Raw genomic sequence first — 22,657 nt, 5'->3', positions numbered from 1 at the left:
CATGAACATCCGCATCGGCGAGGGCTGGGACACCCATGCCCTGGTCACTGGCCGGCCCCTGGTGCTGGGCGGCATCACCATTCCCCACACGCATGGCCTGCTGGGCCATTCGGATGCCGACGCGCTGGCTCATGCGATCACCGATGCGCTCCTGGGCGCCGCGGCGCTGGGCGACATCGGCAAGCTCTTTCCCGACACCGCAGCCGAGTTCAAGGGCGCTGATTCCATGGTGCTGCTGGCCGAGGCCTACCGGCGCGTGGGCAAGGCCGGCTGGCAGATCGTGAACATCGACTCGACCATCGTGGCGCAAGCGCCCAAGATGGCGCCCCACATCCTGGCCATGCGCACGCGCCTCGCGGAGGTCCTCGGTATCGACCTCAGCCAGGTCAATGTGAAGGCCAAGACGGCGGAGAAGATGGGGCCGGTTGGCGAGGGCCGCGCCATCGAGACGCGCGCCGTCTGCCTGCTCGTCGCGGCTACGAAGCCAGCCGCAGTGTGATCAGGGACAGCAGGCCACCGCCCTCGGCGTTGGCCAGCTCCAGCCTGGCGCCTATGCGCTGCAGTGACTTGTCCACGATGGCGAGGCCGAGGCCGGCGCCGGTGGCCGCCGTGCGGGCCGCATCGCCGCGGTAGAAGGGCGTGGTCAGGCTGGTCAGCTTATCGGGCGGCACGCCGGGCCCGTGGTCACGCACCCTGAGCAGCACCTGCCCGTCCTTGAGGTCGAAGGTGTCGACCTCGACCTCGGCCGGCTCCTCGCCCTCGCGGGCGTAGCGGCGCGCGTTCTCGAACAGGTTCAGCAGCACGCGCCCCAGCTCGGTCTCGTCGGCCCAGACCTTGAGATGCTGAGGCACATCGGCGCTGATGCGGATCTGCGTCGGATCGCGGAAGGCCATGGCCTCGCGCTCGACCAAGTCGGCCAGGTTGATCGCGTTCAGCTTGGTCTCGTTCGGCCGCGCATAGTCCATGAACTTGCTGATGATGGCATCGAGCTGGTCGATGTCTTGCGCCATGAACTGGCGCGCCTGCTCGTCGCTGACGCTCATCTCGGCTTCGAGCCGCAGCCGGGCCAGCGGCGTGCGCAGGTCGTGCGAGATGCCGGCCAGCATCACGGTGCGGTCCTCTTCCATGCGCGCCAGTTCGCGCGCCATGCGGTTGAAGCCCATGTTGACCTCGCGGATCTCGCTGGTGAGCGTGCTCTCGTCCAGCCGCGAGTCGTACTCGCCCTCGCGGATACGCCCGGCGGCGATGGAAAGCTCGCGCAGCGGCTGGTTGATCAAGCGTGCCACGCCGGCCGAGCCGAGGGCCGTGGCCACCAGGGCGATCAGGGCCCACCAGCCGTTGCCGCTCAGCGAGACCGACAGCGGCGCCGGGCTGGTGCGCAGCCAATAGGCATCGCCCTCGATGCTGAAGCGCACCCACAGGCCGCCGACCTGGTTGACTTCGCGGGCCACGATGGTGTCGGGCCCGAGCTTGCTGCGCAGCTCGGCTGCCAGGCGGTTGGAGAACGAGGTTTCGTTGTAGGGCAGCCAGCGGTCGCCGGGCTCGGCCACCTCGACCTGCACCGCCTCGCTGCGGCTCAGCGACTTGACCACGGCCACGCGGTTGATGCTGTCGGCATCGGCCAGCGCTGCGCGGCTGAGGTTGACCAGGCCAGCCAGCTGCTGCGCGGCCTCGAGCGCGCGCGGCTCGGCCTCCAGCGCCTTGAAGGTCTGCTGCCAGGCCAGCACGCTGCCCACCAGCAGCAGGGCAAGCAGGGCGAAGGTGCGCCAGAAAAGATTCAGCGCCAGCCGAGGCTGAGTCATGCCGGGGACGGCCCAGTCAGGCTGCGCCGTCCGGCACGAAGACGTAGCCCACGCCCCAGACCGTCTGGATGTAGCGCGGCTGCGAGGGGTCGTCTTCGAGCAGTTTGCGCAGGCGCGAGACCTGCACGTCGAGGCTTCGGTCGAAGGGTTCGAACTCGCGGCCGCGCGCCAGCTGGGCCAGCTTGTCGCGCGACAGCGGCTGACGTGGGTGGCGCACGAGCGCCTTGAGCATCGAGAACTCGCCGGTGGTCAGCGGCAGCTGCTCGCCGTTCTTGCTGAGCTTGCGCAGGCCAAGGTCGAACTCGAAGGGGCCGAAGCTGACCGTCAGCGCCTCCTTGGTTGGCGCGCCGGGTGCCTCCATGGCGGGGCGGCGGCGCAGCACGGCATTGATGCGTGCCAGCAGCTCGCGTGGGTTGAAGGGCTTGGCCAGGTAATCGTCGGCGCCCACCTCGAGACCCACGATGCGGTCCACGTCCTCGACCTTGGCGGTCAGCATGATGATGGGCGTCATGTCGTTGTTGGCGCGCAGGCGGCGGCAGATCGACAGGCCATCCTCGCCAGGCAGCATCAGGTCCAGCACGATCATGTCGAAGCTCTCGCGCGTCAGCTGCTTGTTCAGCGCGCGGCTGTCCTCGGCCAGCAGCACCTCGAAGCCTTCCTGGGTCAGGTAGCGGCGCAGCAGGTCGCGGATGCGCGCGTCGTCATCGACGACCAGGATCTTGTTGGGTTTGGCGTTCGCGGCGTTCATGGCTGACGCTCCTGAATTTGTAACAGGCGCATTGTGGCGAGGTTTTTTGCGGGGGCAAGCGGGGCGGGAGCGTCGTTACAGCCCCGTAACAATTCCGAGCCGCCTGCGCGCGTTATCGTCAGGTTTTCACGAGATGGAGGACGCCCCATGAAATTGATCAAGCGACATGCCGCCGCCCTGGCCTTGTTCGCGCTGGCTGCCGGCAGCCAGGCCCAGGCGGTGGAGCCGCTGCGCCGCGATTCGCTGTCCTTCAGCGTCAGCGCGAGCACCGAGGTGCAGCAGGATGTGCTGAGCCTGGGCTTTTCCACGAGCCGCGAAGGCACAGACCCGAACGTGGTGCAGGCCGCCCTGAAGAGCGCGCTTGATACCGCCCTCGCTGAAGCCCGCAAGATCGCCAAGCCGGGCCAGGTCGATGTGCAAACCGGCAATTTCTCGCTCTACCCGCGCTACTCGCCCAAGGGCGGCATCAACGGCTGGCAGGGCCAGGCCGAACTGATCGTCGAAGGCCGCGACACGGTGGCCATTGCGGCGCTGAGCGGCCGCATCAACACCATGGCGATCTCGCGCTCCGGCTTTCAGCTGTCGCGCGAGGCGCGGGCCAAGGCGGAGGCGCAAGTGGTGGGTGAGGCGATCCAGCGCTTTCGCAGCCAGGCCGGCGACTATGCGCGCCAGTTCGGCTATGCCGGCTATTCGATCGGCGAGGTCAGCGTCAACACGAGTGACGCTGCGCCTGCGATGCGCCTGATGGAAATGAAGGCCATGGCACCGGCCATGAACGCGCCGCTGCCCATCGAGTCGGGCCGGGCCACGGTCAGCGTGTCGGTCAGCGGTTCGGTGTTCATGAACATGGTCAACAAGTGAGGCCAGCGAAGCTGGGCAACAATGCAGGCACTTTGCTGAGGAACAAGCCCATGAATGAGATGCACCGCAACGCCGCCGACGACAAGACCGCCAAGCCCGAAGCCACCGACAAGCTCGAGGAGCAGCTGAGCTTCAAGTCACGCTTCGTGATGGTGTTCGGCGAGATCGACGACAAGATGGCGCACGCCACCTGCCGCCGCCTGCTGGCACTGGCCGCTGATTCGGATGCGCCGATCACGATGCTGATTTCGTCCCCGGGCGGCCATGTGGAATCGGGCGATGCGATCCACGACATGATCCGCTTCATCAAGGCCCCGGTCACGACGCTGGGCACCGGCTGGGTGGCCAGTGCCGGCGCCCACATCTTCCTGGCGCCCCCGAAGGAGCGCCGCCTGTGCCTGCCCAACACGCGCTTCATGATCCACCAGCCGGCTGGCGGCGCCGGCGGCCAGGCGAGCGACATCGCCATCATGGCCCGCGAGATCATCAAGACCCGCGAGCGCATTGCTGCCGTCATCGCCAAGCAGACCGGCAAGCCGCTGGACGCAGTGTTGGTCGACATGGAACGCGACTACTGGATGAGCGCGGACGAGGCCGTGAAGTACGGCCTGGTGTCCCGCATCATCGAGAAGCAGTCGGAGCTTGGTTGACCACCCCCGAGGCGCGCTGCGCCTCCCCCTCAAGGGGGCGCGCTCGATGGCCCGGCAAAGCCGGATCCATGAGCGCCGCTGGATCTGAACGCCCGCAAGTCTTATTGCGCGGTCCAGCCGCCGTCCAGCGCCCAGGCCTGGCCCTGGATATTGCTGGCGGCGTCTGAGCACAGGAAGACCGCCAGTTCGCCCAACTGCTCGGGCGTGGTGAATTGCAGCGAAGGCTGTTTTTCGGCCAGCAGGCGGCGCTTGGCTTCGGCGTCGTCCACGCCGTCGGCAGCGGCACGCGCATCAACTTGCTTTTGCACCAAGGGCGTCAGCACCCAGCCCGGGCAGATCGCATTGACGGTCACGCCACTGGTGGCGGATTCGAGCGCCACGGCCTTGGTGAAGCCGACGATGCCGTGCTTGGCCGCCACGTAGGCCGACTTCTGCGCCGAGGCGACGAGGCCATGGACCGAAGCGATGTTGAGCACCCGGCCCCAGCCGCGTTTCTTCATGCCAGGCAGTGCGAGGCGCGTGGTGTGGAAGGCCGAGCTGAGGTTGATCGCGATGATGGCGTCCCAGCGCTCGGCCGGAAAGCTTTCCACCGGCGCCACATGCTGGATGCCGGCGTTGTTCACGAGCACGTCGCAGCCACCGAACTCGGCCTCGATGTAGGCCATCATGGCCTCGATCTCGGCGGTCTTGCTCATGTCGGCGCCGTGGTAGCCCACCTTGACGCCGAGCTTGGCGACCTCGGCCTTGGGCCCCTCATGGTCGCCGAAACCGTTGAGCACGATATTGGCGCCCTGGCGGGCGAGGGTCAGGGCGATGCCCAGGCCGATACCGCTGGTGGAGCCGGTGACGAGGGCGGTCTTGCCTTTCAACAACATGGGAAGTCCTTCTTGGCTTGCTAGGATGGTCGAGACGGAATCAGCGAACAAAGTCGCAAGGATACAAACAATGTCAGCCCCCACCTTGAAGCGTGTCCAGTGCCTGAGCCCGGCGGGCCTGCATCACATGGCTTATTGGGAGTGGGAAGGCCCCCGGCCGGATGCGCCGGTGCTGATCTGCGTGCACGGCCTCTCGCGCCAGGGCCGCGACTTCGACCTGCTGGCCCGTGTGCTGCAGACGCAGTACCGCGTGATCTGCCCCGACGTGGTGGGGCGCGGTCATTCGGACTGGTTGAGCAATCCGCAGTACTACCAGATCCCGACCTATGTGGCCGACATGGTCACCCTGATCGCTCGGCTCGACGTGGAGGAGGTGGATTGGATCGGCACCTCGATGGGCGGCCTGATCGGCCTTGGCCTTGCTGCGCAGCGCAACAGCCCGGTGCGACGCCTGGTGCTCAACGATGTGGGACCGACCATCGAGTTCGCCTCGCTGCAGCGCATTGCGCAGTACCTGGGCAAAGGGCCGACCTTCGCCACGCTGGAGGAGGGCGCTGACTATCTGCGCCGTGTCTCGCTGGGCTTCGGGCCACATACGCGCGATGCATGGCTGGCGCTTTCTACGCCGATGTTCCGCCAGGTGGGTGATCGGCTGCGCCTGCATTACGACCCCTCGATTGCGGTCACGCTGGCTGACGTAACGCCTGAACAGGTGGCAGCGGGCGAGGCCGGCCTTTGGGCTGCCTGGGATGCGCTGCGTGCCCCGACGCTGCTGCTGCGGGGCGCCGAATCTGACCTGCTCTCGGCCAAGACCGCCGATGCGATGACGGAGCGCGGCCCTCATGCCGAACTGGTCGAGTTTGCTGGCATCGGTCACGCCCCCACCTTGCAGGCGCCCGAGCAGGTCGCCGCGATCTCGAAGTTCCTGTTTCGCGGATGAAGACAGTTCCCCAGGGTGGCCCATCGGCCCCCATCGTCGCCCTCGACTTTGCAGCGCAACCGGCCGATGCGGCCGAGGTGCAGCGCGCACGCGCCTTCGCCGAGCCGCTGCTGGCCGGCCAGCCGCTGGACACTGGTGAGGAGGCCCTGGCCCATGCAGACGGCGTGGCAGCCATCCTCGCGGCCATCGGCGCTGCGCCGGCGCTGCAGGCGGCTTCTTACCTGGTCTATGCCGGTGACTTCCTGAACAAGCCCGAGGAGATCGTGGCCAAGGCCTTCGGCGAGTCGTATGCCAGCCTGGTCACGCACACACGCAAGCTGGTGCAGATCCAGCGGGCAGCGCGCGCCGCCAAGGTCGGCGAGGACCAGCGCGCCACGCAGACCGAGCGCGTGCGCAAGATGCTGCTGGCCTTCTCGCATGATCTGCGCGTGGTGCTGCTTCGCCTGGCTTCGCGCCTGCAGACGCTGCGCTACTTCGCCGCCAGCAAGACGGTCTGCCCGCAGGACCTGGCGGCCGAGTCGCAGCAGGTTTTCGCGCCGCTGGCCAACCGGCTCGGCATCTGGCAGATCAAGTGGGAACTGGAGGACCTCTCCTTCCGCTTCCTGCAGCCCGAGGACTACCGCGGCATCGCCCGCGCGCTGCACGAGAAGCGCGTGGAGCGCGAGCAGCGCATCGAATCGGTTCGGCAGCAGTTGCAGGCCGACCTGGCCACGCAAGGCATCGCCGCCGAGGTGCAGGGCCGGCCCAAGCATCTCTACAGCATCTGGAAAAAGATGCAGGGCAAGCGCCTGGACTTGGAGCGTGTTTTCGACCTGCGGGCGCTCCGCGTGATCGTGGCGGGCGTGCCCGAGTGCTATGCGGTGCTGAGCCGCCTGCACGAGCTTTACAGGCCGGTGGAAGGTGAGTTCGATGACTACATCGCCCGGCCCAAGCCGAACGGCTACCAGTCGCTGCACACCGTGGTGCTGGGGCCTGACGGCAAGGCCATGGAAGTGCAGATCCGTACCCGTGCCATGCACGAGCATGCGGAGCATGGCGTGGCCGCACATTGGGCCTACAAGGAGGCGGGCGCGCGCGGCTATGCGGGCGTTTCGGCCGCTGGTGATTTTGAAGAGCAGGTCGCGCAGGCGCGCCGCGCCGTGCTGCATCAGCTGCTGGCCTGGGAGCGTGACACCACGGCCTCCGAGGCGGCGGTGTTCGATGACCGCATCTACGTCTTCACGCCGCAGGCTTCCATCGTCGAGCTCAGCGCGGGTGCGACGCCCATCGACTTCGCCTATGCGGTCCACACCAACCTCGGTCATCGCTGCCGGGGCGCCAAGGTGGACGGCGCGATGGTGCCGCTCAATACCAAGCTGAAGAGTGGCCAGACGGTGGAAATCACCGCGATCAAGGAGGGCGGCCCCTCGCTGGATTGGCTCAACACCGAACTCGGCTACCTGCAGAGCCCGCGCTCGCGTTCCAAGGTGCGGGCCTGGTTCAATGCACTGCAGCAGGCCGAGACGGTGGCCAAGGGCCGCGAACTGGTCGAGAAGATCCTGCAGCGCGAAGGCAAGACGGCCATCCGCCTTGAGGACCTGGCCGCGCGCCTGGGCTTCAAGAATGCCGATGCGCTGTTCGAGGTGGTGGGCAAGGATGAATACTCGCTGCGCAATATCGAGCTGCTGCTGCGCCCACCCGAACCTGAGCCCGACCAAGACGAGTGGCTGGCCCAGCGCCGCACGCGCCCGGTTCAGAGCGGCATGCCCAAGGGCGGCGTCCTGGTGGTGGGCATCGACTCGCTCTTGACCAATCTCTCACGCTGTTGCCGGCCCGCGCCGCCGGATGCGATCGGCGGCTACGTCACGCGCGGCAAGGGCGTCGCGATTCACCGCAGCGATTGCACGAACTTCCGCGAGATCAGCCAGCGTTCGCCCGAACGCGTGATCGCCGTGACCTGGGGCGAGGGCAAGGGCGGCATATACCCAGCCGATGTGCTCGTCGAGGCCAGTGACCGCCAGGGCCTGCTGCGCGATGTGCTGGAAGTGTTCGCCAAGGAAAAGCTCAATGTCACTGCCGTGAACACGCAGTCGGTCAAGGCCGGCAACGACACGGCCTGGATGAGCTTCACCGTCGAGGTCGCCGACTCCGCCAAGCTGAGCCAGGTCTTGCGCAGCGTGGCCCAGATCCCCAGCGTGCGCGCGGCCCGCCGCAAGTGAAACGAGGAAGTTTTGATGCCAAGTTCCCGGATGACCAAAAAATCCATGCTATAGTGCGAAGCTCTTCAGGCGCGTAGCTCAGTTGGTTAGAGCACCACCTTGACATGGTGGGGGTCGTTGGTTCGAATCCAATCGCGCCTACCAAACAAGACGGCAAGCAGTGCTTGTCTCAATCGGTAGGCCTTGCCCTAGGTGAGGAACAGCAAAGCCCGGTAGATCTCTGATCTGTCGGGCTTTTTGCTTTGCGCTGTGGATCCAGGACGTTGCACTGCTGCATGTTCTGCGCCATCTTCGCCCGACCAAGAAAAAAGCCTCCGCATTGCGGAGGCTTTCTGGCGCTGGGTAGCCCCGAGGGCTGAACTCAATCAGGCGCTGCGGCGACGCGAAGCTGCCAGACCCAGCAGGGCCACGCCGATCAGGGCGATGGAGGCGGGCTCAGGCACATCGCCACCCGGCAGCGAAGGCGGGAGGCCGAGGCCTGCGAAGCCATAGCCATAGGCCGGGGCCCAGTCGCCATCTGCCACGCTGTTGCCGGTCGTGTACGAGTAGGCTTCGACGCCCACCGAACCCAGGGCGGCCTTCAGACCACCCACGGTACGCGAGGCGCCAATGTAGGTGTCAAAGGACACGGATGCACCGGTCAGCAGTTCGCCAAAGCCGAACACGAAGAAGCCACCCTTGTCGCCGGCGGAGTTGACCACATTGAGGTCCTTCTCTTGGCCGCGGAACACCATCGGGTCGGGCACCGCGAACGGGTTGGTGGACGTGGTCAGGACGCGGCCGCCGGGGCCGGTCGGTGTGCCGCCGTAGACGGTGGTGTAGTTGCTGCCAAAGAAGCCGGGCGTGACGTCCCAGTCCAGCGTGCGGGCGTAACGGACGTCGCTCAGCGACCCGGCCGTGGTGTTGGTCAAGGTGATGGACACCTTGAACAGCGAGCCGCCGGCGGCATAGGTGTAGGTTTGCGTGACCTGCAGGCCGTTGCTCATCTGAACCACCGATTGTGCATACAGACCTGAGCCACTGGCGGTGGTCGTGGTCGTCAAGGCGGAGGTGATGCCCGAGCCGTTAAGACCATAGACGTAGCCGCTGCTGCCACCAGCCGCCGCGCCCCAGCCTTCGCAAAGGCATCCGGGGGTGATGGCGTCGCCGGTGGGGCCGACCAGGCCGACACCAAGGGCGCCCAGGCCGCCGTTGTCCGCCACGCCCATGCGCAGCACGCCGGTATCAAGGACGGTGGAAGCTGCTTGCGCGGCAACAAAGCCGCAGGCCAGAAGCAGGCCGCTGAGTAGTTTGAAATTGGTCTTCACGATGGTTCCTTTTCCTACAAGTTGCGCCTCTATCCAGCCTTGCTTCGTCACGGAGCTTGGCTGCTTACGTACGAGGTCAAGCAATCCATATGCCAGCCCGTCGGTCTTTGTATGAAACAATGACTTAGCGCGGTTGTTTGGGCGAACTGTGATCGAGTTGTCAAGAAATTCGACAAATGAACAGCCCGTTGAGGGCCGCTCTCCTCCCTGGCTTCAGGCCCCTGGATGCGTCCATCTCGCAGGTGTTTGGCGTCGCTAGAATCATTGCAATACAACCCCAGCAACCCCGCCCAGGGCTGCCACGATGATGATGAAACCCAGCAGCCGCTTGCTTGCCTTTGTCGCCATGGCCTTGTTTGCCGCCCATGCAAGCGCGGGTGTTGTCGTGGTGGAGCCCGAGCGGGCTGGGGCTAAAGCGGAGGGGCCGGTCCAGGCCGTAACCGGTAGCCTGCTACTGAAGAACGCCGAAGCGCTCTCCAGTTGGCAAAAGGGGTACGCGGCCCTGGATGCTGGGCGCCTGGATGCCGCCGAGGTCCTGTTCCTGCAGGCGACCAAGCTGGAGCCCAAGGCCTATGAGCCCTTGCTGGCCATGGCCGACCTGGAGTTGCGGCGCTCGCGCCCTCAGGCTGTCGACGCTTTGTTGCAGCGCGCCCAGTCGGTTGCGCCGAAGTCGGCCGTCGTGGCGGCCACCATGGGACGTTTCGCTGCGGGCACGAACCGCAATGCTGAGGCGGAGCGCCACCTGAAGCGTGCGATCGAGCTGGATCCCAAGTTCGCTGCGCCCTATCTGGATCTGGGTGAGATGTACCTGAGTGCTGGCAGAGCGGCTGACGCGGTGGCAGCCTTCAAGGGGGCGGTGAGCGCCAATCCGGCGCTGCCCGGCGCTGCGTACGGCCTGGGGCGGGCGCATCTCGCCGCGAAGGATGTCGGCGCCGCGATGTCTGCCTTCGAGCAGGCGGCCAAGGTGGCGCCCAAGAATCCCCTGCCGCTGCTGGCGATTGCCGAACTGCGCAGCAGTCAGGGCGCTTTCGATCAGGCGCTGGCGTCGGTCGACAAGGCCTTGGCACTGGAGCCGAACTTGCAGCGAGCGCAGTTGGCGCGCGTAGACGTGCTGCTCGCGGCCAAGCGTGGCGATGAAGCGGTCAAGGATCTGGAGCGCTATGTCGCGGCCAGTCCGCGTACTGCGTCGGGTGTGCTGCTGTTCAAGCTTGGCAATATTCAGGAGGCTGTCGGCAAAGACGGCGATGCTTTTGCCAGCTACAAGCGAGCCACCGAGGCCGATCCGCAAATGCACGGCGCATGGAACAACCTGGCCTGGCTGGCGGCCAAGCTGAAGCGCGACCTGCCCCAGGCGCAGGAATGGATTCAGCGAGCCCTGACTCTGGCGCCAGGCGCGGTGGGCTATGTTGATACCCTGGCCGCCGTTCAGGAGGCGCGTGGCGATCTGGCGGGGGCTGAGGAGTCGCTGGCCAAGGCCGTCAAGCAGGTCCCTGGCGCGCCGTATCTGCGCTATAGGCTCGGTCAGGTGCTGGAGAAGCGCGGGCAAGTCGATCAGGCGCTGGAGAGCTACAAGGCGGCGCTGAGTCCGGGCCTGGCATTTGAGGGGGCAGACGATGCTCGTCGTCGTGTTGCCGCATTGAGTTCCAGCAAACGCTGAGCTGGCGGTTTGTCGGGCTCGTGGTTGTGCAATATTGAAGTTATTTCAAAAAGCTTCAGCCGCCAAAGAACGCTCGCCCTTCCATCCAGCCCGTGCGCGCAGCGCCGTTTGAACGGGAGCTCGGGGGTAAACCCGTCCGCCGCCCCCATGGGGGCCTCCTAGAATCTTGCTGCAACGCAATATAGGAGCAAGCGATGGCGACTGCCCGCAGAGGCAAGACGACGGAGAAGACAGCAGGCGCGGCCGAGGCGGCGCCCGAACTGCGCATCCTGAAGAAGTACCCCAACCGCCGTCTCTACGACACCAAGACCAGCAGCTACATCACCTTGGCCGACGTCAAGGCCATGGTGCTGGATGGTCAGGCTTTCGAAGTGCGTGACGCCAAGACCGCCGAAGACCTGACCCGCTCCATCCTCCTGCAGATCATCCTCGAGGAAGAAACCGGCGGCGTGCCCATGTTCACCACCCAGTCACTGGAGCAGATCATCCGCTTCTACGGCCATGCGATGCAGGGCGTGATGGGCGAGTATCTGGAGAAGAACATGCAGACCTTTGCCGAGATGCAGAAGAAGTTCGTCGACCAGAGCCCGGGCCTCGCGTTCAGCCCCGAGACCTGGGCCAAGTTCATGGGCACGCAGTCGCCGATGATGCAGGGCCTGATGGGCGGCATGGGCGGCTACGTGGAGCAGAGCAAGAACCTGCTCGAGCAGATGAGCGAGCAGATGCAGAAAGCCTTCCCCGGCATGCCCGGCTTCCCGCCGAAGAAGTAAGCAGCCGCAGCTCAGGCCAACACTGCGGTCTTCATTGCAATCCGTGGCGGCTGCGAATCTGCTTCAAGGCGCCGCTGTCTTCCAGCTTTTGCAGGGCCGCGTCGATGGCTCGGAACTGGCCCTCGTTGATCGAACGCTTGCTCAGCATCAGCCGGGCCGCGCCCTGCAGGGGCAGGTAGTCGAGCTCGATCAGCTTGAATTTCTGCTGTTGCGCGAGTTGACGCATCGCTGCCCGGTCCGCGAGGACCAGATCGCCGCGCCCCAGCTTCAGCATCTGCAGTGCATTGCCCAGCTGGTCGTAGTGCGACAGCAGGCCGTCGTTCTGCAGCGCTGGCTTGTAGGCCTCGAAGGCGTCGCCGAACCAGCCGAAGCTCTGGCTGATGAGGCTGATGCGCCGTGAGCGAATGTCCTCGAAGTTCTTGATGTTTTGCAGCTTCGATGCCTTTTCCGGCAGGGCGAACAGCGCGACGGCTTCGACGAAGTAGGGCGCGCTGAACCAGGCGACCTCGCGCCGTTCGGCCGTCATCGAGGCGGCGGGCAGGATGTCGATCTCGCCGGTGACGAACATGGTGTAGCGCCGCCGCCTGGGCAGCTCCGGCACCAGCTCCAGCGTGCAGCCGGCCTGCTGCAGGATGGCCCGCACCAGCTCGATGTCGCAGCCCTGCATCTGGCCTTCGGCGGTCATGAACAGATAGGGCGGCCGCTGTTCGACGGCCATGCGCAGCGGCCGTTCGCAAACGGGCGCAGCCAGCGCCTGGCCAAGCAGCAGGGCGCAACAAGCGAGCAAGCCCAGACGGCCGAGCAGGGCGGATGTGCGGAACCAGGACATGGGAGGGGTACTGCAAGGAACGCCGGAGGCCGATGGGCCCGATGCTAATCCTGGCGCCGCTGGCCCGGCTAGGGGACGTTGCCCGGTCGCGGGGATGAGGGACAATCGCGGCATGAGTGAATCCGCCGTCCAAAATCCCGCGCCCAAGATCGGTTTCGTGTCCCTCGGCTGCCCCAAGGCCCTGACCGATTCCGAGCTCATCCTCACGCAGCTGCGTGCGGAAGGCTATGAAACCTCCAAGACCTTCGCCGGTGCCGACCTGGTGATCGTCAACACCTGCGGCTTCATCGACGATGCGGTCAAGGAAAGCCTGGACACCATCGGCGAGGCGCTGGCCGAGAACGGCAAAGTCATCGTCACCGGCTGCTTGGGCGCCAAGGCTGGCCCCTCGAGCGACAACCTGGTGCGCGAGATGCACCCGAGCGTGCTGGCCGTCACCGGCCCGCATGCCACGCAGGAGGTGATGGACGCCGTCCACACCCACGTGCCGAAGCCGCACGACCCCTTCATCGACCTGGTGCCCGAGGCGCGCGGCATCGCCGGCATCAAGCTGACGCCCAGGCACTACGCCTACCTGAAGATCAGCGAGGGCTGCAACCACCGTTGCTCGTTCTGCATCATCCCGAGCATGCGCGGCGACCTGGTGTCGCGGCCCATCGGCGACGTGCTGAACGAGGCACGGGCGCTGTTCGAATCGGGCGTCAAGGAACTGCTGGTCGTCAGCCAGGACACCAGCGCCTACGGTGTCGACGTCAAGTACCGCACCGGCTTCTGGGACGGCAAGCCGGTCAAGACCAAGATGCTGGACCTGGTGGCCCAGCTCGGCGAGATCGCCAAGCAGCATGGCGCCTGGGTGCGCCTGCACTATGTGTACCCGTACCCGCACGTCGACGAGGTGCTGCCCCTGATGGCCGAAGGCCTGGTGCTGCCCTACCTGGACGTGCCGTTCCAGCATGCCCACCCCGATGTGCTCAAGCGCATGAAGCGCCCGGCCAATGGCGAGAAGAACATGGAGCGCATCGCGCGCTGGCGCGAGATCTGCCCCGAGATCGTGATCCGCTCGACTTTCATCGCCGGCTTCCCCGGTGAGACCGAGGCCGAGTTCCAGTACCTGCTCGATTTCATGAACGAAGCCCGCATCGACCGTGCCGGCTGCTTCGCCTATTCGCCGGTGGAAGGCGCCAGCGCCAACGAGCTGGCCGGCGCGCTGCCAGACGAAGTGCGCGAGGAGCGCCGCGCGCGCTTCATGGCGATTGCCGAGCAGGTCTCGGCCGACAAGCTGCGCTCGCGCATTGGCGCGACCATGCAGGTGCTGGTCGATTCCGCGCCGGCCCTGGGCCGCAAGGGCGGCGTGGGCCGTACCTACGCGGATGCGCCGGAGATCGACGGCACGGTGCGAATCCTGCCGCCGGAGAAGGCCAGCAAGACGTTGAAGGTGGGTGAGTTCACGCGCGTGCGCATCGTCGCGGCCGAGGGCCACGACCTCGTCGGCATGCCGATCTGAAGGAGCGCCTCTTGAGCCACAAGAAGCGCGCCCTCGCTACCGAGCAGATCCACCATCCTTACCAGCCGCCCGAGGGTTGGGCCGCCCATCCGGTGGGCGTGTTCAAGGCCTCGACCGTGCTGTTCAAGGACACGGCCGACCTGCGTCGGCCGCGCCCGCGCGACGGTCTCAGCTACCGCTACGGCCTGCATGGCACGCCCACCAGCTACACGCTGGCGGCGCGCCTCGCCACGCTGGAAGGCGCGGAGCATTGCCTGCTGACGCCTTCGGGCCTTTCGGCCATCACCGTCGTGAATCTGGCGCTCTTGCAGCCTGGCGACGAGGTGCTGCTGCCCGACAACGTCTACGGCCAGAACCGCTGGCTGGCGCAGGACTATCTGCCGCGCATGGGCATCAGCCACAAGTTCTACGACCCGCTCGACGCAGCCGCGCTGCCGCTGTCGCCGCAGACCAAGCTTGTGTGGCTCGAGGCCGCCGGTTCGATCACGCTGGAGTTTCCGGACCTGGTCGGGCTGCTGCAGCGCTGCAAGGCGGCCGGCGTGCTGACCGCGCTGGACAACACCTGGGGCGCGGGCGTGGCCTTCAATGCCTTCGAGATCGCGCCGGGCCTGGGTGTCGACATTTCCATGCAGGCGCTGACCAAGTACCAGTCGGGCGGTGCCGACGTGCTGATGGGCGGTGTCTACACCCGCGACCGCGCCTTGCGCGACCGCATCGACAACTGCCACGAGCACCTGGGCTACGGCCTTGGCCAGAACGATGTGGAGCTGGTGCTGCGCTCGCTGCCGACTTTGGAGCTGCGCTACCGCGCCCAGGACGCAACGACGCGCGCGCTCGCGGCCTGGATGCAAACGCGGCCCGAGGTGGCCCAGGTGCTGCACCCGGCGCTGCCCGGCTCGCCGGGCCACCAGCATTGGCTGCAGAGCAGCAGCGGCGGCGCAGCCTGCCTGTTCTCGGTGGTGTTCAAGCCGGAGTACACGCAGAAGCAGGTCGATGCCTTCATCGACGCGCTGGAGCTGTACGGTATCGGCTACTCCTGGGCCGGTCCGATGAGCCTCGCCGTACCCTACAACATGAGCCAGAGCCGTTCGCTGCCCATGCCGATTGCGCGCGGGCCGCTGGTGCGCTTTGCCATCGGGCTGGAGGCTGAGGCCGATCTGCGGGCCGATCTCGAACAGGCGCTCGAATCAGGCCTTGTTTGACGGGACAGCGTGGCGCATCAAGCGCCCTTTCTCCCTTTCCCAATCCCGCTTCTTCTCGGTCTCGCGCTTGTCCGCCTTGTCCTTGCCCTTGGCCAGGGCAATGTCGCACTTGATGTGGCTGCCCTTGTAGTGCAGGTTGAGCGGCACCATGGTGAAACCCTTCTGCTCGACCTTGCCGATCAGGCGACGGATCTCGTCCTTCTTCATCAGCAGCTTCTTGGTCCGGTCGGCCAGCGGGTTCACGTGGGTGGACGCGGTGCGCAGCGGATTGATGCGGCAGCCGATCAGGAACAGCTCGCCGTTCTTGATCATCACGTGGCCGTCGGTCAGCTGGACCTGGCCGGCGCGCACGGCCTTGACCTCCCAGCCTTCCAGCACCATGCCGGCCTCGAACTGCTCTTCAATGTGGTACTCGAAACGGGCGCGGCGGTTTTCAGCGATGGACATGAGGACCGATGTTGCGGCGGGTGCCGCCAATAGAATGGCCTGCATTGTATGAAGCACGTCAAAAAATCCGTCCTGCTTTGGTATTCGCCGCGCGAGATGTATGAGCTGGTCACCGATATTTCCCGCTATCCCGAGTTCCTGCCCTGGTGCGAACGGGCCGAGCTGCTCGAGCAGCACGAGGGCGGCATGACCGCCAAGCTGGGGCTCGCCTACGCCGGCGTGCGCCACGCCTTCACCACCCGCAACACGCACGAGACCGACCGCCGCGTCAGCATGGAGCTGGTCGATGGCCCGTTCTCCAAGCTCGAGGGCAACTGGTTCTTCCTGCCGCTGGGCAAGCCGGGCGCCGAGCCCGCCGTGGCCGGGCCGCAGGCCTGCAAGATCGAATTCGATCTCTGCTATGCCTTCTCCAGCAAGGCGCTGGAGGCCGTGGTCAGCCCGGTGTTCGACCGTGTGGCCAATACCTTCGTCGACAGCTTCGTGCAGCGCGCCGAGAGCGTCTATGGCGCTCGCTGAGTTGCAGCCGGGGCGCATACGCGTCGAGCTGGTGTGGAGCCCGCAGGCCGGCGATGTGCGCCATGCCTGGCTCGATCTGGCCGACGGCAGCACGCTGGAACAGGGCTTGCGCAGCTGCGCCGCCTTTGCGGATCAGTTGCCGCAGTTGGCCGAGCTGGCCTTGGGCGTGTGGGGCAGGGAGCAGCCGCTCAGCCATGCGCTGCGTGATCAGGACCGCATCGAGGTCTACCGCCCCCTGACCGTGGACCCCAAGGAGGCGCGACGCCAGCGCTACAAGGCGCGCGGCGAGCGCATCGTGTCGAGGCACAGGCCCCTGGGCGGCAAGACCAGCCGTTGATTCAACGGCAAGACCTGTCGTTGATTGGCGGCCGGCGCAGGTGGTAACTCGGCTGCCGCGAGCTCAGCGGCATTCGCTGGCGATGACGGCGCGCGAGCGCTGCATTTCTTCGGCGCGCTGCTTGTCGTCCAGTACCACGGGCTCGCCCTGGGCGTTGGTTTGCCTGACTCGCACGCCACTTTCCAGCATTTGCAGCTGGCCCTTGGCATTGCGGCAGTTCTCGGCGCGCTGGGCGGCCTGCTTGCGCTCTTCTTCCTTCTGCTTGGCGGCCTGCTCCTGTTCCTGCTGGCGCTGGCGGGCCTGTGCCTGGGCATCGGGGCGGGAGGCGGCGCTGGCCGGCGCGGCTGCTGCAGCAGCTTCCGGGGCGCTGGCGCCCAGCTGGCGCACGACCACCGGTTGGTAGCGCTGTGGCGGCTTCTGGAGGATGTCTTTCTCGGGCGTTCCCGGCGGCGGCGGCCGGTCGCTGTACTGCACGTTGCCGCTGCTGTCCTTCCATTTCCATTGGGCCTGGGCGCTGCCCACCAGGGTCAGCAGAAGCAGGAGGCAAAGCGTGGGAGACAGTCGCGACAGTCGCATGGGGCGTCGCCCGAGGGGCGTTACTGCAGGGGTGCGCAGGAGTGTACTGGCAGGGCTTGACCCCAACCAGAGCGGGAGCGTGAACTGCTTCCGTATAATGCCGCTTTGCGTCTGGAGCCTCCCACATGCGCCTTCTCGGCAAAGCGCTCACCTTCGACGATGTGTTGTTGGTGCCAGCCTTCTCCCAGGTGTTGCCTCGCGACACCAGCCTCGCCACCCAACTGACCCGCAATATCCGCCTGAACCTGCCCCTGGTGTCTGCCGCCATGGACACGGTGACGGAAGCCCGCCTGGCCATCGCCATGGCCCAGGAAGGCGGCATGGGTATCGTGCACAAGAACCTGACCGCGCAGCAGCAGGCCGCCGAGGTGGCCCGCGTGAAGCGCTATGAGTCGGGCCTGCTGCGCGACCCGATCACCATCACCCCCGAGACCACGGTCCGCCAGGTCAAGCAGCTCTCCGAGCAGCATGGCATCTCCGGCTTCCCGGTGCTGCAGGGGGCCAAGGTCGTGGGCATCGTCACCGGCCGTGACCTGCGCTTCGAAACGCGCAACGATGCCCCGGTGCGCGAGATCATGACCCCGGCCGAGCGCCTGGTCTATGTCAAGGAAGGCGCCTCGCTGGCCGAAGGCAAGGCTCTGATGCACAAGCACAAGCTGGAGCGCGTGCTGGTCGTCAACGACGCTTTCGAGCTGCGCGGCCTGATGACCGTCAAGGACATCACCAAGCAGACCAACTTCCCGAACGCCGCGCGTGACGCACAAGGCAAGCTGCGCGTCGGCGCCGCTGTCGGGGTGGGTGAGGGCACGGAAGAGCGCGTCGAGCTGCTGGTGCGTGCCGGCGTCGATGCCATCGTGGTCGACACGGCCCACGGGCACAGCGCCGGCGTGATCGAGCGCGTGCGCTGGGTCAAGCAGAACTTCCCGCAGGTCGACGTGATTGGCGGCAACATCGCCACCGGCGCTGCGGCTTTGGCCCTGGCCGAAGCGGGCGCCGACGGCGTCAAGGTCGGCATCGGCCCGGGCTCCATCTGCACCACGCGCATCGTCGCTGGCGTGGGTGTGCCGCAGATCACCGCCATCGACTACGTGGCCACCGCGCTCAAGGGCACGGGCGTGCCGTTGATTGCCGACGGCGGCATCCGCTACTCGGGCGACATCTCCAAGGCCATCGCCGCCGGCGCCAGCGCCGTGATGATGGGCGGCATGTTCGCCGGCACCGAGGAAGCGCCGGGCGAGGTCGTGCTGTTCCAGGGGCGCTCGTACAAGAGCTACCGTGGCATGGGCTCGATCGGCGCGATGAAGGCCGGCTCGGCCGACCGCTACTTCCAGGAAAACGACGAGACCAGCAACCCCAACGCCGACAAGCTGGTGCCCGAGGGCATTGAAGGTCGTGTGCCTTACAAGGGCTCGCTGGTCGCCATCGTGTTCCAGATGGCCGGCGGCCTGCGCGCCTCGATGGGCTACTGCGGTTGCGCCACGATTGCGGACATGCAGGACAAGGCCGAGTTCGTCGAGATCACCTCGGCCGGTATCCGTGAGAGCCACGTCCACGACGTGCAGATCACCAAGGAAGCACCGAACTACCGCTCTGAATAAGGCGTTAGCGGTTTGACGAACGGGGCCTAGTGCCCCGTTCCTCACTTAAGGAATTCGACGCAGTGAGCGAAAGCAGCGTTCCCAGCCGACCCACCAAATCCGCCGGCATGGGTTTCATCATGGTGGCGGTGCTGATCGACATGATCTCGATCGGCCTGATCATCCCGGTGCTGCCGCCGCTGGTGGGCACCTTCACGGCCAATCAGGCCGACCACGCCTTCTGGTACGGCGCCGTGGCCTTTGCCTTCGGCTTCGCCAACTTCCTGACCTCGCCCATCCTCGGCGCGCTGTCCGATCAATACGGTCGGCGCCCGGTGCTGCTGCTCGGCTTCTCCGGCCTGATGCTCAGCTTCTTCGTCACCGCGATGGCGACCGCGCTGTGGATGCTGATCGCGATCCGCCTCGTCAGCGGGGCCATGCAGGCGAACATCGCTGTTGCCAATGCCTATGTGGCCGACATCACGCCGCCCGAGGAGCGCGCCAAGCGCTTCGGCATGCTGGGTGCGGCCTTCGGCATGGGCTTCATCCTCGGCCCGGTGATGGGTGGCATGCTGGGCTCGATCAACCTGCACCTGCCGTTCTTCGTCGCTGGTGGTCTGGCTCTGGTGAACTGGTGCTATGGCTTCTTCGTGCTGCCCGAGTCCCTGCCTCGGGAGCAGCGCCGGCAGTTCGACTGGCGCAAGGCCAACCCGGTCAGCGCCTTCCAGAAGCTCGCCGCCTTGCGCGGCGTGGGGCCTCTCGTTTGGGTGATCGCGCTGGCCGGCCTTGCGCAGTTCGTGCTGCACACGAGCTGGGTGCTCTACACCAGCTTCAAGTTTGGCTGGGGCCCCAAGGAAAACGGCTGGTCGCTGTTCGCCGTGGGCGTGATGTCGGTGATCGTGCAGGGCCTCTTGCTGCCCAAGCTACTGAAGGCTTTCAGCCCGCAGCGCCTGGTCATCCTCGGTCTGGCCTCGGGCACGGTCACCAACTTCGTCTGGGGCGCGGCCACCGAGGGCTGGATGATGATCGCCATCATCTTCCTGAACGTGCTGGGCTTTGCCTCCAGCGCTGCGATCCAGAGCCTGATCTCCAACGCGGCCGATGCCAAGAACCAGGGCGAGACCATGGGCGCCGTGTCCTCGCTGAACAGCATGATGGCCGTGATCGCGCCGGTGCTGGGCGCAACGCTGCTGCACGCGGTTTCCGAACTGCCGCACGGCGACTGGCGCATCGGCGCTCCCTTCTATTTCTGCGCGGCCCTGCAGGCGCTCGCGCTGTTCTTTGCCTGGCGGCATTTCGCCCGCCAGCGCGCGGCCAGCCCCGCAGCGGCCTGAACACCATCTTCTGAATCTTCACGAGCTCGAGCACCCACCATGAACCACGACAAAGTCCTGATCCTCGACTTCGGCTCCCAGGTCACGCAGCTGATTGCGCGCCGTGTCCGCGAGGCCCATGTCTATTGCGAGATCCATCCGAACGATGTGTCGGACGACTTCATCCGCAGCTATGCGCCCAAGGCCATCATCCTGTCGGGCAGCCATGCCTCGACCTATGAGGACCACGAGCTGCGCGCGCCGCTGGCCGTGTGGGACAGCGGCGTGCCGGTGCTCGGCATCTGCTACGGCATGCAGACCATGGCCGTGCAACTGGGCGGCAAGGTCGAGTGGAGCGACCACCGCGAGTTCGGCTATGCCGAGGTGCGCGCCCATGGCCACACCAAGCTGCTCGATGGCATTCAAGACCACGCCACGCTAGAAGGCCACGGCATGCTCAAGGTCTGGATGAGTCATGGCGACAAGGTCACCGTGCTGCCGCCTGGTTTCAAGCTGTTGGCTTCCACGCCGAGCTGCCCGATCGCCGGCATGGCGAACGAGGAGAAGGGCTACTACGCCGTCCAGTTCCACCCCGAGGTGACGCACACCTTGAAGGGCCAGGCCATGCTGGAGCGCTTCGTGCTCGGCATTGCCGGCTGCAAGGGCGACTGGATCATGGGCGACTACATCGAGGAAGCCGTCCAGAGGATCCGCGAGCAGGTGGGCGACGAAGAGGTCATCCTTGGCCTCTCGGGCGGTGTTGACTCGTCGGTCGCTGCTGCGCTGATCCACCGCGCCATCGGCGACCAGCTGACTTGTGTCTTCGTTGACCACGGCCTCTTGCGCCTGAACGAGGGCGACATGGTGATGGACATGTTCGAAGGCAAGCTGCACGCCAAGGTGATCCGCGTGCAGGCTGAAGACTTGTTCCTCGGCCAGCTGGCCGGCGTCACCGACCCCGAGAAGAAGCGCAAGATCATCGGTGGCCTGTTCGTTGACGTCTTCAAGGAAGAAGCCGCGAAGCTGAAGGCCTCGGGCGCGGGTCACAAGGGTGCGACCTTCCTGGCTCAAGGCACGATCTACCCAGACGTGGTGGAGAGCGGCGGCACCAAGACCAAGAAGGCCACGACGATCAAGAGCCACCACAACGTGGGCGGCTTGCCCGAGCAACTGGGCCTGAAGCTGCTGGAGCCCCTGCGCGAGCTGTTCAAGGATGAGGTGCGCGAGCTGGGCGTGGCCCTGGGCCTGCCGCCCGAGATGGTCTACCGCCACCCGTTCCCCGGCCCCGGCCTTGGTGTGCGCATCCTCGGGGAAGTGAAGAAGGACTACGCCGACCTGCTGCGCCGCGCCGATGCGATCTTCATCGAAGAGCTGCGCAATACCAAGGACGAAGCCACGGGCAAGACCTGGTACGAGCTGACCTCTCAAGCCTTCACCGTCTTCCTGCCTGTGAAGAGCGTGGGCGTGATGGGTGACGGCCGCACGTATGACTACGTGGTGGCCCTGCGCGCCGTGCAGACCAGCGACTTCATGACCGCCGACTGGGCCGAGCTGCCCTACAGCCTGCTGAAGCGCTGCTCGGGTCGCATCATCAACGAAGTGCGCGGCATCAACCGCGTGACCTACGACGTGTCGAGCAAGCCGCCGGCGACGATCGAATGGGAATGAGCCGGTCGCCCGACCTGGCCGTGCCGACAAACATGATCAATTGACTGGAGGCACCGCGATGGCCGCACGTCCCGACAAATTCACCGACCGACTGTTCTTTGCCCTGCGCCCGGACGCGGCGGCCCTCGCCAGCATCGAGGCCGCGCGTGAGCGCCTGCGTACCGAGCAGGCTTTGCTCAGTGCGCCCCTGAAGGCCGAAGAGCTGCAGATCACGCTTCACCATCTCGGCGACTTCGTGCGCTTTCCGCAAGAGCTCGCTGACAAGGCGATGGCCGCTGCGGCTTCGTTCAGCGCTGCAGCCTTCGAGGTCAAGCTGGATCAGGCCTCAAGCTTGAAGCGCCGTGATGCCAAGAAGCATCCCTTGGTGCTGCTGCCTGGCGAGGCATCGCTTGTGGCTTTGAAGGCTTTCCACGCGCAGCTCACAGCTTCGCTTAAGACTGCAGGCATCTACCGCTATGCCAGCTTCAATCCGCATCTGGCCTTGCTGGAAGACGTGATGGCGGTTGAGCAACAGCCCATAGCCCCGATCAGCTGGACGCCCAGCGAGTTCGTGCTGGTGAACGGCAAGTTCGGCAAGGGCGAGGATGTGGTGCTCGGCCGCTGGACTTTTCCGCAGCCCTGAGCCTTCGCCCGAGTCTTAGAGCTTCAGCTGCGCAAATGCCGCCTGAAGCCCGGCCACGCCGCCCACACGCTGCTCGTTGATGAAGACCTGCGGCATAGCACGCACCGACGGCCCGCACTTTTCATAGAAGGCCATGCGCTGCTCTTCGTCATCGATCTTGATTTCCTCGTAGGCGAGGTTCTTCGCCTTCAGGAGGTTCTTGACGATGTCGCACTGCGGGCAGGCGGACTTGGAATAGACGACGATCTTGAGTTGCAT

Annotated in this window: 23 protein-coding genes and 1 tRNA gene; 16 read left to right on the top strand and 8 right to left on the bottom strand. The window is 65.9% G+C overall.

All coding sequences use genetic code 11. The features are described from left to right. Window position 1: 1 nt before the first annotated feature. Entirely contained in the window at window positions 2-499 is a 498-nt protein-coding gene (ispF, locus tag J7U46_RS03425; protein WP_282823428.1) for a 2-C-methyl-D-erythritol 2,4-cyclodiphosphate synthase, read from the top strand. Here ispF and J7U46_RS03420 read toward each other — a convergent pair. Next, window positions 477-1,802 (bottom strand): ATP-binding protein, encoded by a 1,326-nt coding sequence (locus J7U46_RS03420; RefSeq protein WP_282823427.1) that lies wholly within the window; start codon window positions 1,800-1,802, stop codon window positions 477-479. The two genes, ispF and J7U46_RS03420, sit on opposite strands and share 23 nt — an antisense overlap. A 16-nt stretch (window positions 1,803-1,818) precedes the next feature. Then, the gene (gene ompR / locus J7U46_RS03415; protein WP_282823426.1) at window positions 1,819-2,550 is read right to left on the bottom strand and encodes a two-component system response regulator OmpR; all 732 of its coding nucleotides are present in this window, start codon (window positions 2,548-2,550) and stop codon (window positions 1,819-1,821) included. 147 nt (window positions 2,551-2,697) lie between these two features. On the opposite strand from ompR, the gene J7U46_RS03410 reads away from it, so the two are divergent. Both J7U46_RS03410 and J7U46_RS03405 read left to right on the top strand, forming a co-directional pair. Further along, complete coding sequence (locus J7U46_RS03410; protein WP_282823425.1) at window positions 2,698-3,411, top strand: SIMPL domain-containing protein; 714 nt, start codon at window positions 2,698-2,700, stop codon at window positions 3,409-3,411. Window positions 3,412-3,470: 59 nt separating this feature from the next. Further along, window positions 3,471-4,061: an ATP-dependent Clp protease proteolytic subunit gene (locus J7U46_RS03405; protein WP_282824952.1), complete on the top strand. Its 591-nt coding sequence runs from the start codon at window positions 3,471-3,473 to the stop codon at window positions 4,059-4,061. Window positions 4,062-4,162: 101 nt separating this feature from the next. On the opposite strand, the gene J7U46_RS03400 is transcribed toward J7U46_RS03405, so the two are convergent. Beyond that, complete coding sequence (locus J7U46_RS03400; protein ID WP_282824950.1) at window positions 4,163-4,933, bottom strand: 3-hydroxybutyrate dehydrogenase; 771 nt, start codon at window positions 4,931-4,933, stop codon at window positions 4,163-4,165. 73 nt (window positions 4,934-5,006) lie between these two features. Here J7U46_RS03400 and J7U46_RS03395 point away from each other — a divergent pair, with 73 nt between their 5' ends. From J7U46_RS03395 to J7U46_RS03385, 3 genes are all read left to right on the top strand, one after another. Next, complete coding sequence (locus J7U46_RS03395) at window positions 5,007-5,876, top strand: alpha/beta hydrolase (protein ID WP_282823424.1); 870 nt, start codon at window positions 5,007-5,009, stop codon at window positions 5,874-5,876. Next, window positions 5,873-8,074, top strand: coding sequence for a bifunctional (p)ppGpp synthetase/guanosine-3',5'-bis(diphosphate) 3'-pyrophosphohydrolase (locus J7U46_RS03390; RefSeq protein WP_282823423.1), 2,202 nt, complete (start codon window positions 5,873-5,875; stop codon window positions 8,072-8,074). The genes J7U46_RS03395 and J7U46_RS03390 overlap by 4 nt, the downstream gene beginning before the upstream one ends. Before the next feature lie 67 nt (window positions 8,075-8,141). Next, window positions 8,142-8,218: transfer RNA gene (locus J7U46_RS03385), tRNA-Val, on the top strand. 221 nt (window positions 8,219-8,439) lie between these two features. Here J7U46_RS03385 and J7U46_RS03380 read toward each other — a convergent pair. After that, the gene (locus J7U46_RS03380) at window positions 8,440-9,381 is read right to left on the bottom strand and encodes a PEP-CTERM sorting domain-containing protein (protein WP_282823421.1); all 942 of its coding nucleotides are present in this window, start codon (window positions 9,379-9,381) and stop codon (window positions 8,440-8,442) included. Window positions 9,382-9,685: 304 nt separating this feature from the next. Here J7U46_RS03380 and J7U46_RS03375 point away from each other — a divergent pair, with 304 nt between their 5' ends. Together J7U46_RS03375 and phaR are read left to right on the top strand one after the other, a co-directional pair. Further along, complete coding sequence (locus J7U46_RS03375; RefSeq protein WP_282823420.1) at window positions 9,686-11,038, top strand: tetratricopeptide repeat protein; 1,353 nt, start codon at window positions 9,686-9,688, stop codon at window positions 11,036-11,038. A 194-nt stretch (window positions 11,039-11,232) separates the two neighbouring features. Then, the gene (gene phaR, locus J7U46_RS03370; protein ID WP_282823419.1) at window positions 11,233-11,808 is read left to right on the top strand and encodes a polyhydroxyalkanoate synthesis repressor PhaR; all 576 of its coding nucleotides are present in this window, start codon (window positions 11,233-11,235) and stop codon (window positions 11,806-11,808) included. Between the two features lie 31 nt (window positions 11,809-11,839). Here the strand turns inward: phaR and J7U46_RS03365 are convergent, their stop codons facing one another. Then, a complete protein-coding gene (locus J7U46_RS03365; protein WP_282823418.1) occupies window positions 11,840-12,637 on the bottom strand; it encodes a transporter substrate-binding domain-containing protein in 798 nt (265 codons plus the stop codon). A 112-nt stretch (window positions 12,638-12,749) separates the two neighbouring features. Between J7U46_RS03365 and rimO the strand changes: the two genes are divergently transcribed. Then, window positions 12,750-14,141 (top strand): 30S ribosomal protein S12 methylthiotransferase RimO, encoded by a 1,392-nt coding sequence (rimO, locus tag J7U46_RS03360; protein WP_282823417.1) that lies wholly within the window; start codon window positions 12,750-12,752, stop codon window positions 14,139-14,141. Between the two features lie 11 nt (window positions 14,142-14,152). Then, window positions 14,153-15,343 (top strand): PLP-dependent transferase, encoded by a 1,191-nt coding sequence (locus J7U46_RS03355; RefSeq protein WP_282823416.1) that lies wholly within the window; start codon window positions 14,153-14,155, stop codon window positions 15,341-15,343. On the opposite strand, the gene smpB is transcribed toward J7U46_RS03355, so the two are convergent. Further along, on the bottom strand, window positions 15,329-15,790 hold the full coding sequence (smpB, locus tag J7U46_RS03350) for an SsrA-binding protein SmpB (RefSeq protein ID WP_282823415.1): 462 nt from the start codon (window positions 15,788-15,790) through the stop codon (window positions 15,329-15,331). The two genes, J7U46_RS03355 and smpB, sit on opposite strands and share 15 nt — an antisense overlap. A 48-nt stretch (window positions 15,791-15,838) precedes the next feature. On the opposite strand from smpB, the gene J7U46_RS03345 reads away from it, so the two are divergent. Both J7U46_RS03345 and J7U46_RS03340 read left to right on the top strand, forming a co-directional pair. Then, window positions 15,839-16,306 carry a type II toxin-antitoxin system RatA family toxin gene (locus J7U46_RS03345; RefSeq protein ID WP_282823414.1) on the top strand — a complete coding sequence of 156 codons (468 nt, stop codon included), beginning with the start codon at window positions 15,839-15,841 and terminating at the stop codon, window positions 16,304-16,306. Beyond that, window positions 16,293-16,643, top strand: a complete 351-nt coding sequence (locus J7U46_RS03340; RefSeq protein WP_282823413.1) for an RnfH family protein — start codon at window positions 16,293-16,295, stop codon at window positions 16,641-16,643. Before J7U46_RS03345 ends, J7U46_RS03340 begins: the two co-directional genes overlap by 14 nt. A 63-nt stretch (window positions 16,644-16,706) precedes the next feature. Here the strand turns inward: J7U46_RS03340 and J7U46_RS03335 are convergent, their stop codons facing one another. After that, window positions 16,707-17,219, bottom strand: coding sequence for a DUF4124 domain-containing protein (locus J7U46_RS03335; protein WP_282823412.1), 513 nt, complete (start codon window positions 17,217-17,219; stop codon window positions 16,707-16,709). Window positions 17,220-17,344: 125 nt separating this feature from the next. On the opposite strand from J7U46_RS03335, the gene guaB reads away from it, so the two are divergent. The 4 genes from guaB (at window position 17,345) to J7U46_RS03315 (ending at window position 22,399) form a co-directional block, all read left to right on the top strand. After that, entirely contained in the window at window positions 17,345-18,817 is a 1,473-nt protein-coding gene (gene guaB / locus J7U46_RS03330; RefSeq protein ID WP_282823411.1) for an IMP dehydrogenase, read from the top strand. A gap of 107 nt (window positions 18,818-18,924) precedes the next feature. Further along, window positions 18,925-20,130, top strand: a complete 1,206-nt coding sequence (locus J7U46_RS03325; RefSeq protein WP_282823410.1) for a TCR/Tet family MFS transporter — start codon at window positions 18,925-18,927, stop codon at window positions 20,128-20,130. Between the two features lie 39 nt (window positions 20,131-20,169). Beyond that, the gene (guaA, locus tag J7U46_RS03320) at window positions 20,170-21,777 is read left to right on the top strand and encodes a glutamine-hydrolyzing GMP synthase (RefSeq protein ID WP_282823409.1); all 1,608 of its coding nucleotides are present in this window, start codon (window positions 20,170-20,172) and stop codon (window positions 21,775-21,777) included. Window positions 21,778-21,835: 58 nt separating this feature from the next. Then, window positions 21,836-22,399: a hypothetical protein gene (locus tag J7U46_RS03315; RefSeq protein WP_282823408.1), complete on the top strand. Its 564-nt coding sequence runs from the start codon at window positions 21,836-21,838 to the stop codon at window positions 22,397-22,399. Between the two features lie 15 nt (window positions 22,400-22,414). Here J7U46_RS03315 and J7U46_RS03310 read toward each other — a convergent pair whose 3' ends face one another. After that, window positions 22,415-22,657 carry a glutaredoxin domain-containing protein gene (locus J7U46_RS03310; RefSeq protein WP_282823407.1) on the bottom strand — a complete coding sequence of 81 codons (243 nt, stop codon included), beginning with the start codon at window positions 22,655-22,657 and terminating at the stop codon, window positions 22,415-22,417.

Source organism: Pelomonas sp. V22, assembly GCF_030014915.1.
GTDB lineage: Bacteria > Pseudomonadota > Gammaproteobacteria > Burkholderiales > Burkholderiaceae_C > JAUASW01.
Note: the sequence above shows the minus strand (reverse complement) of the source record. Positions and strands in the feature narration are given on the sequence as shown.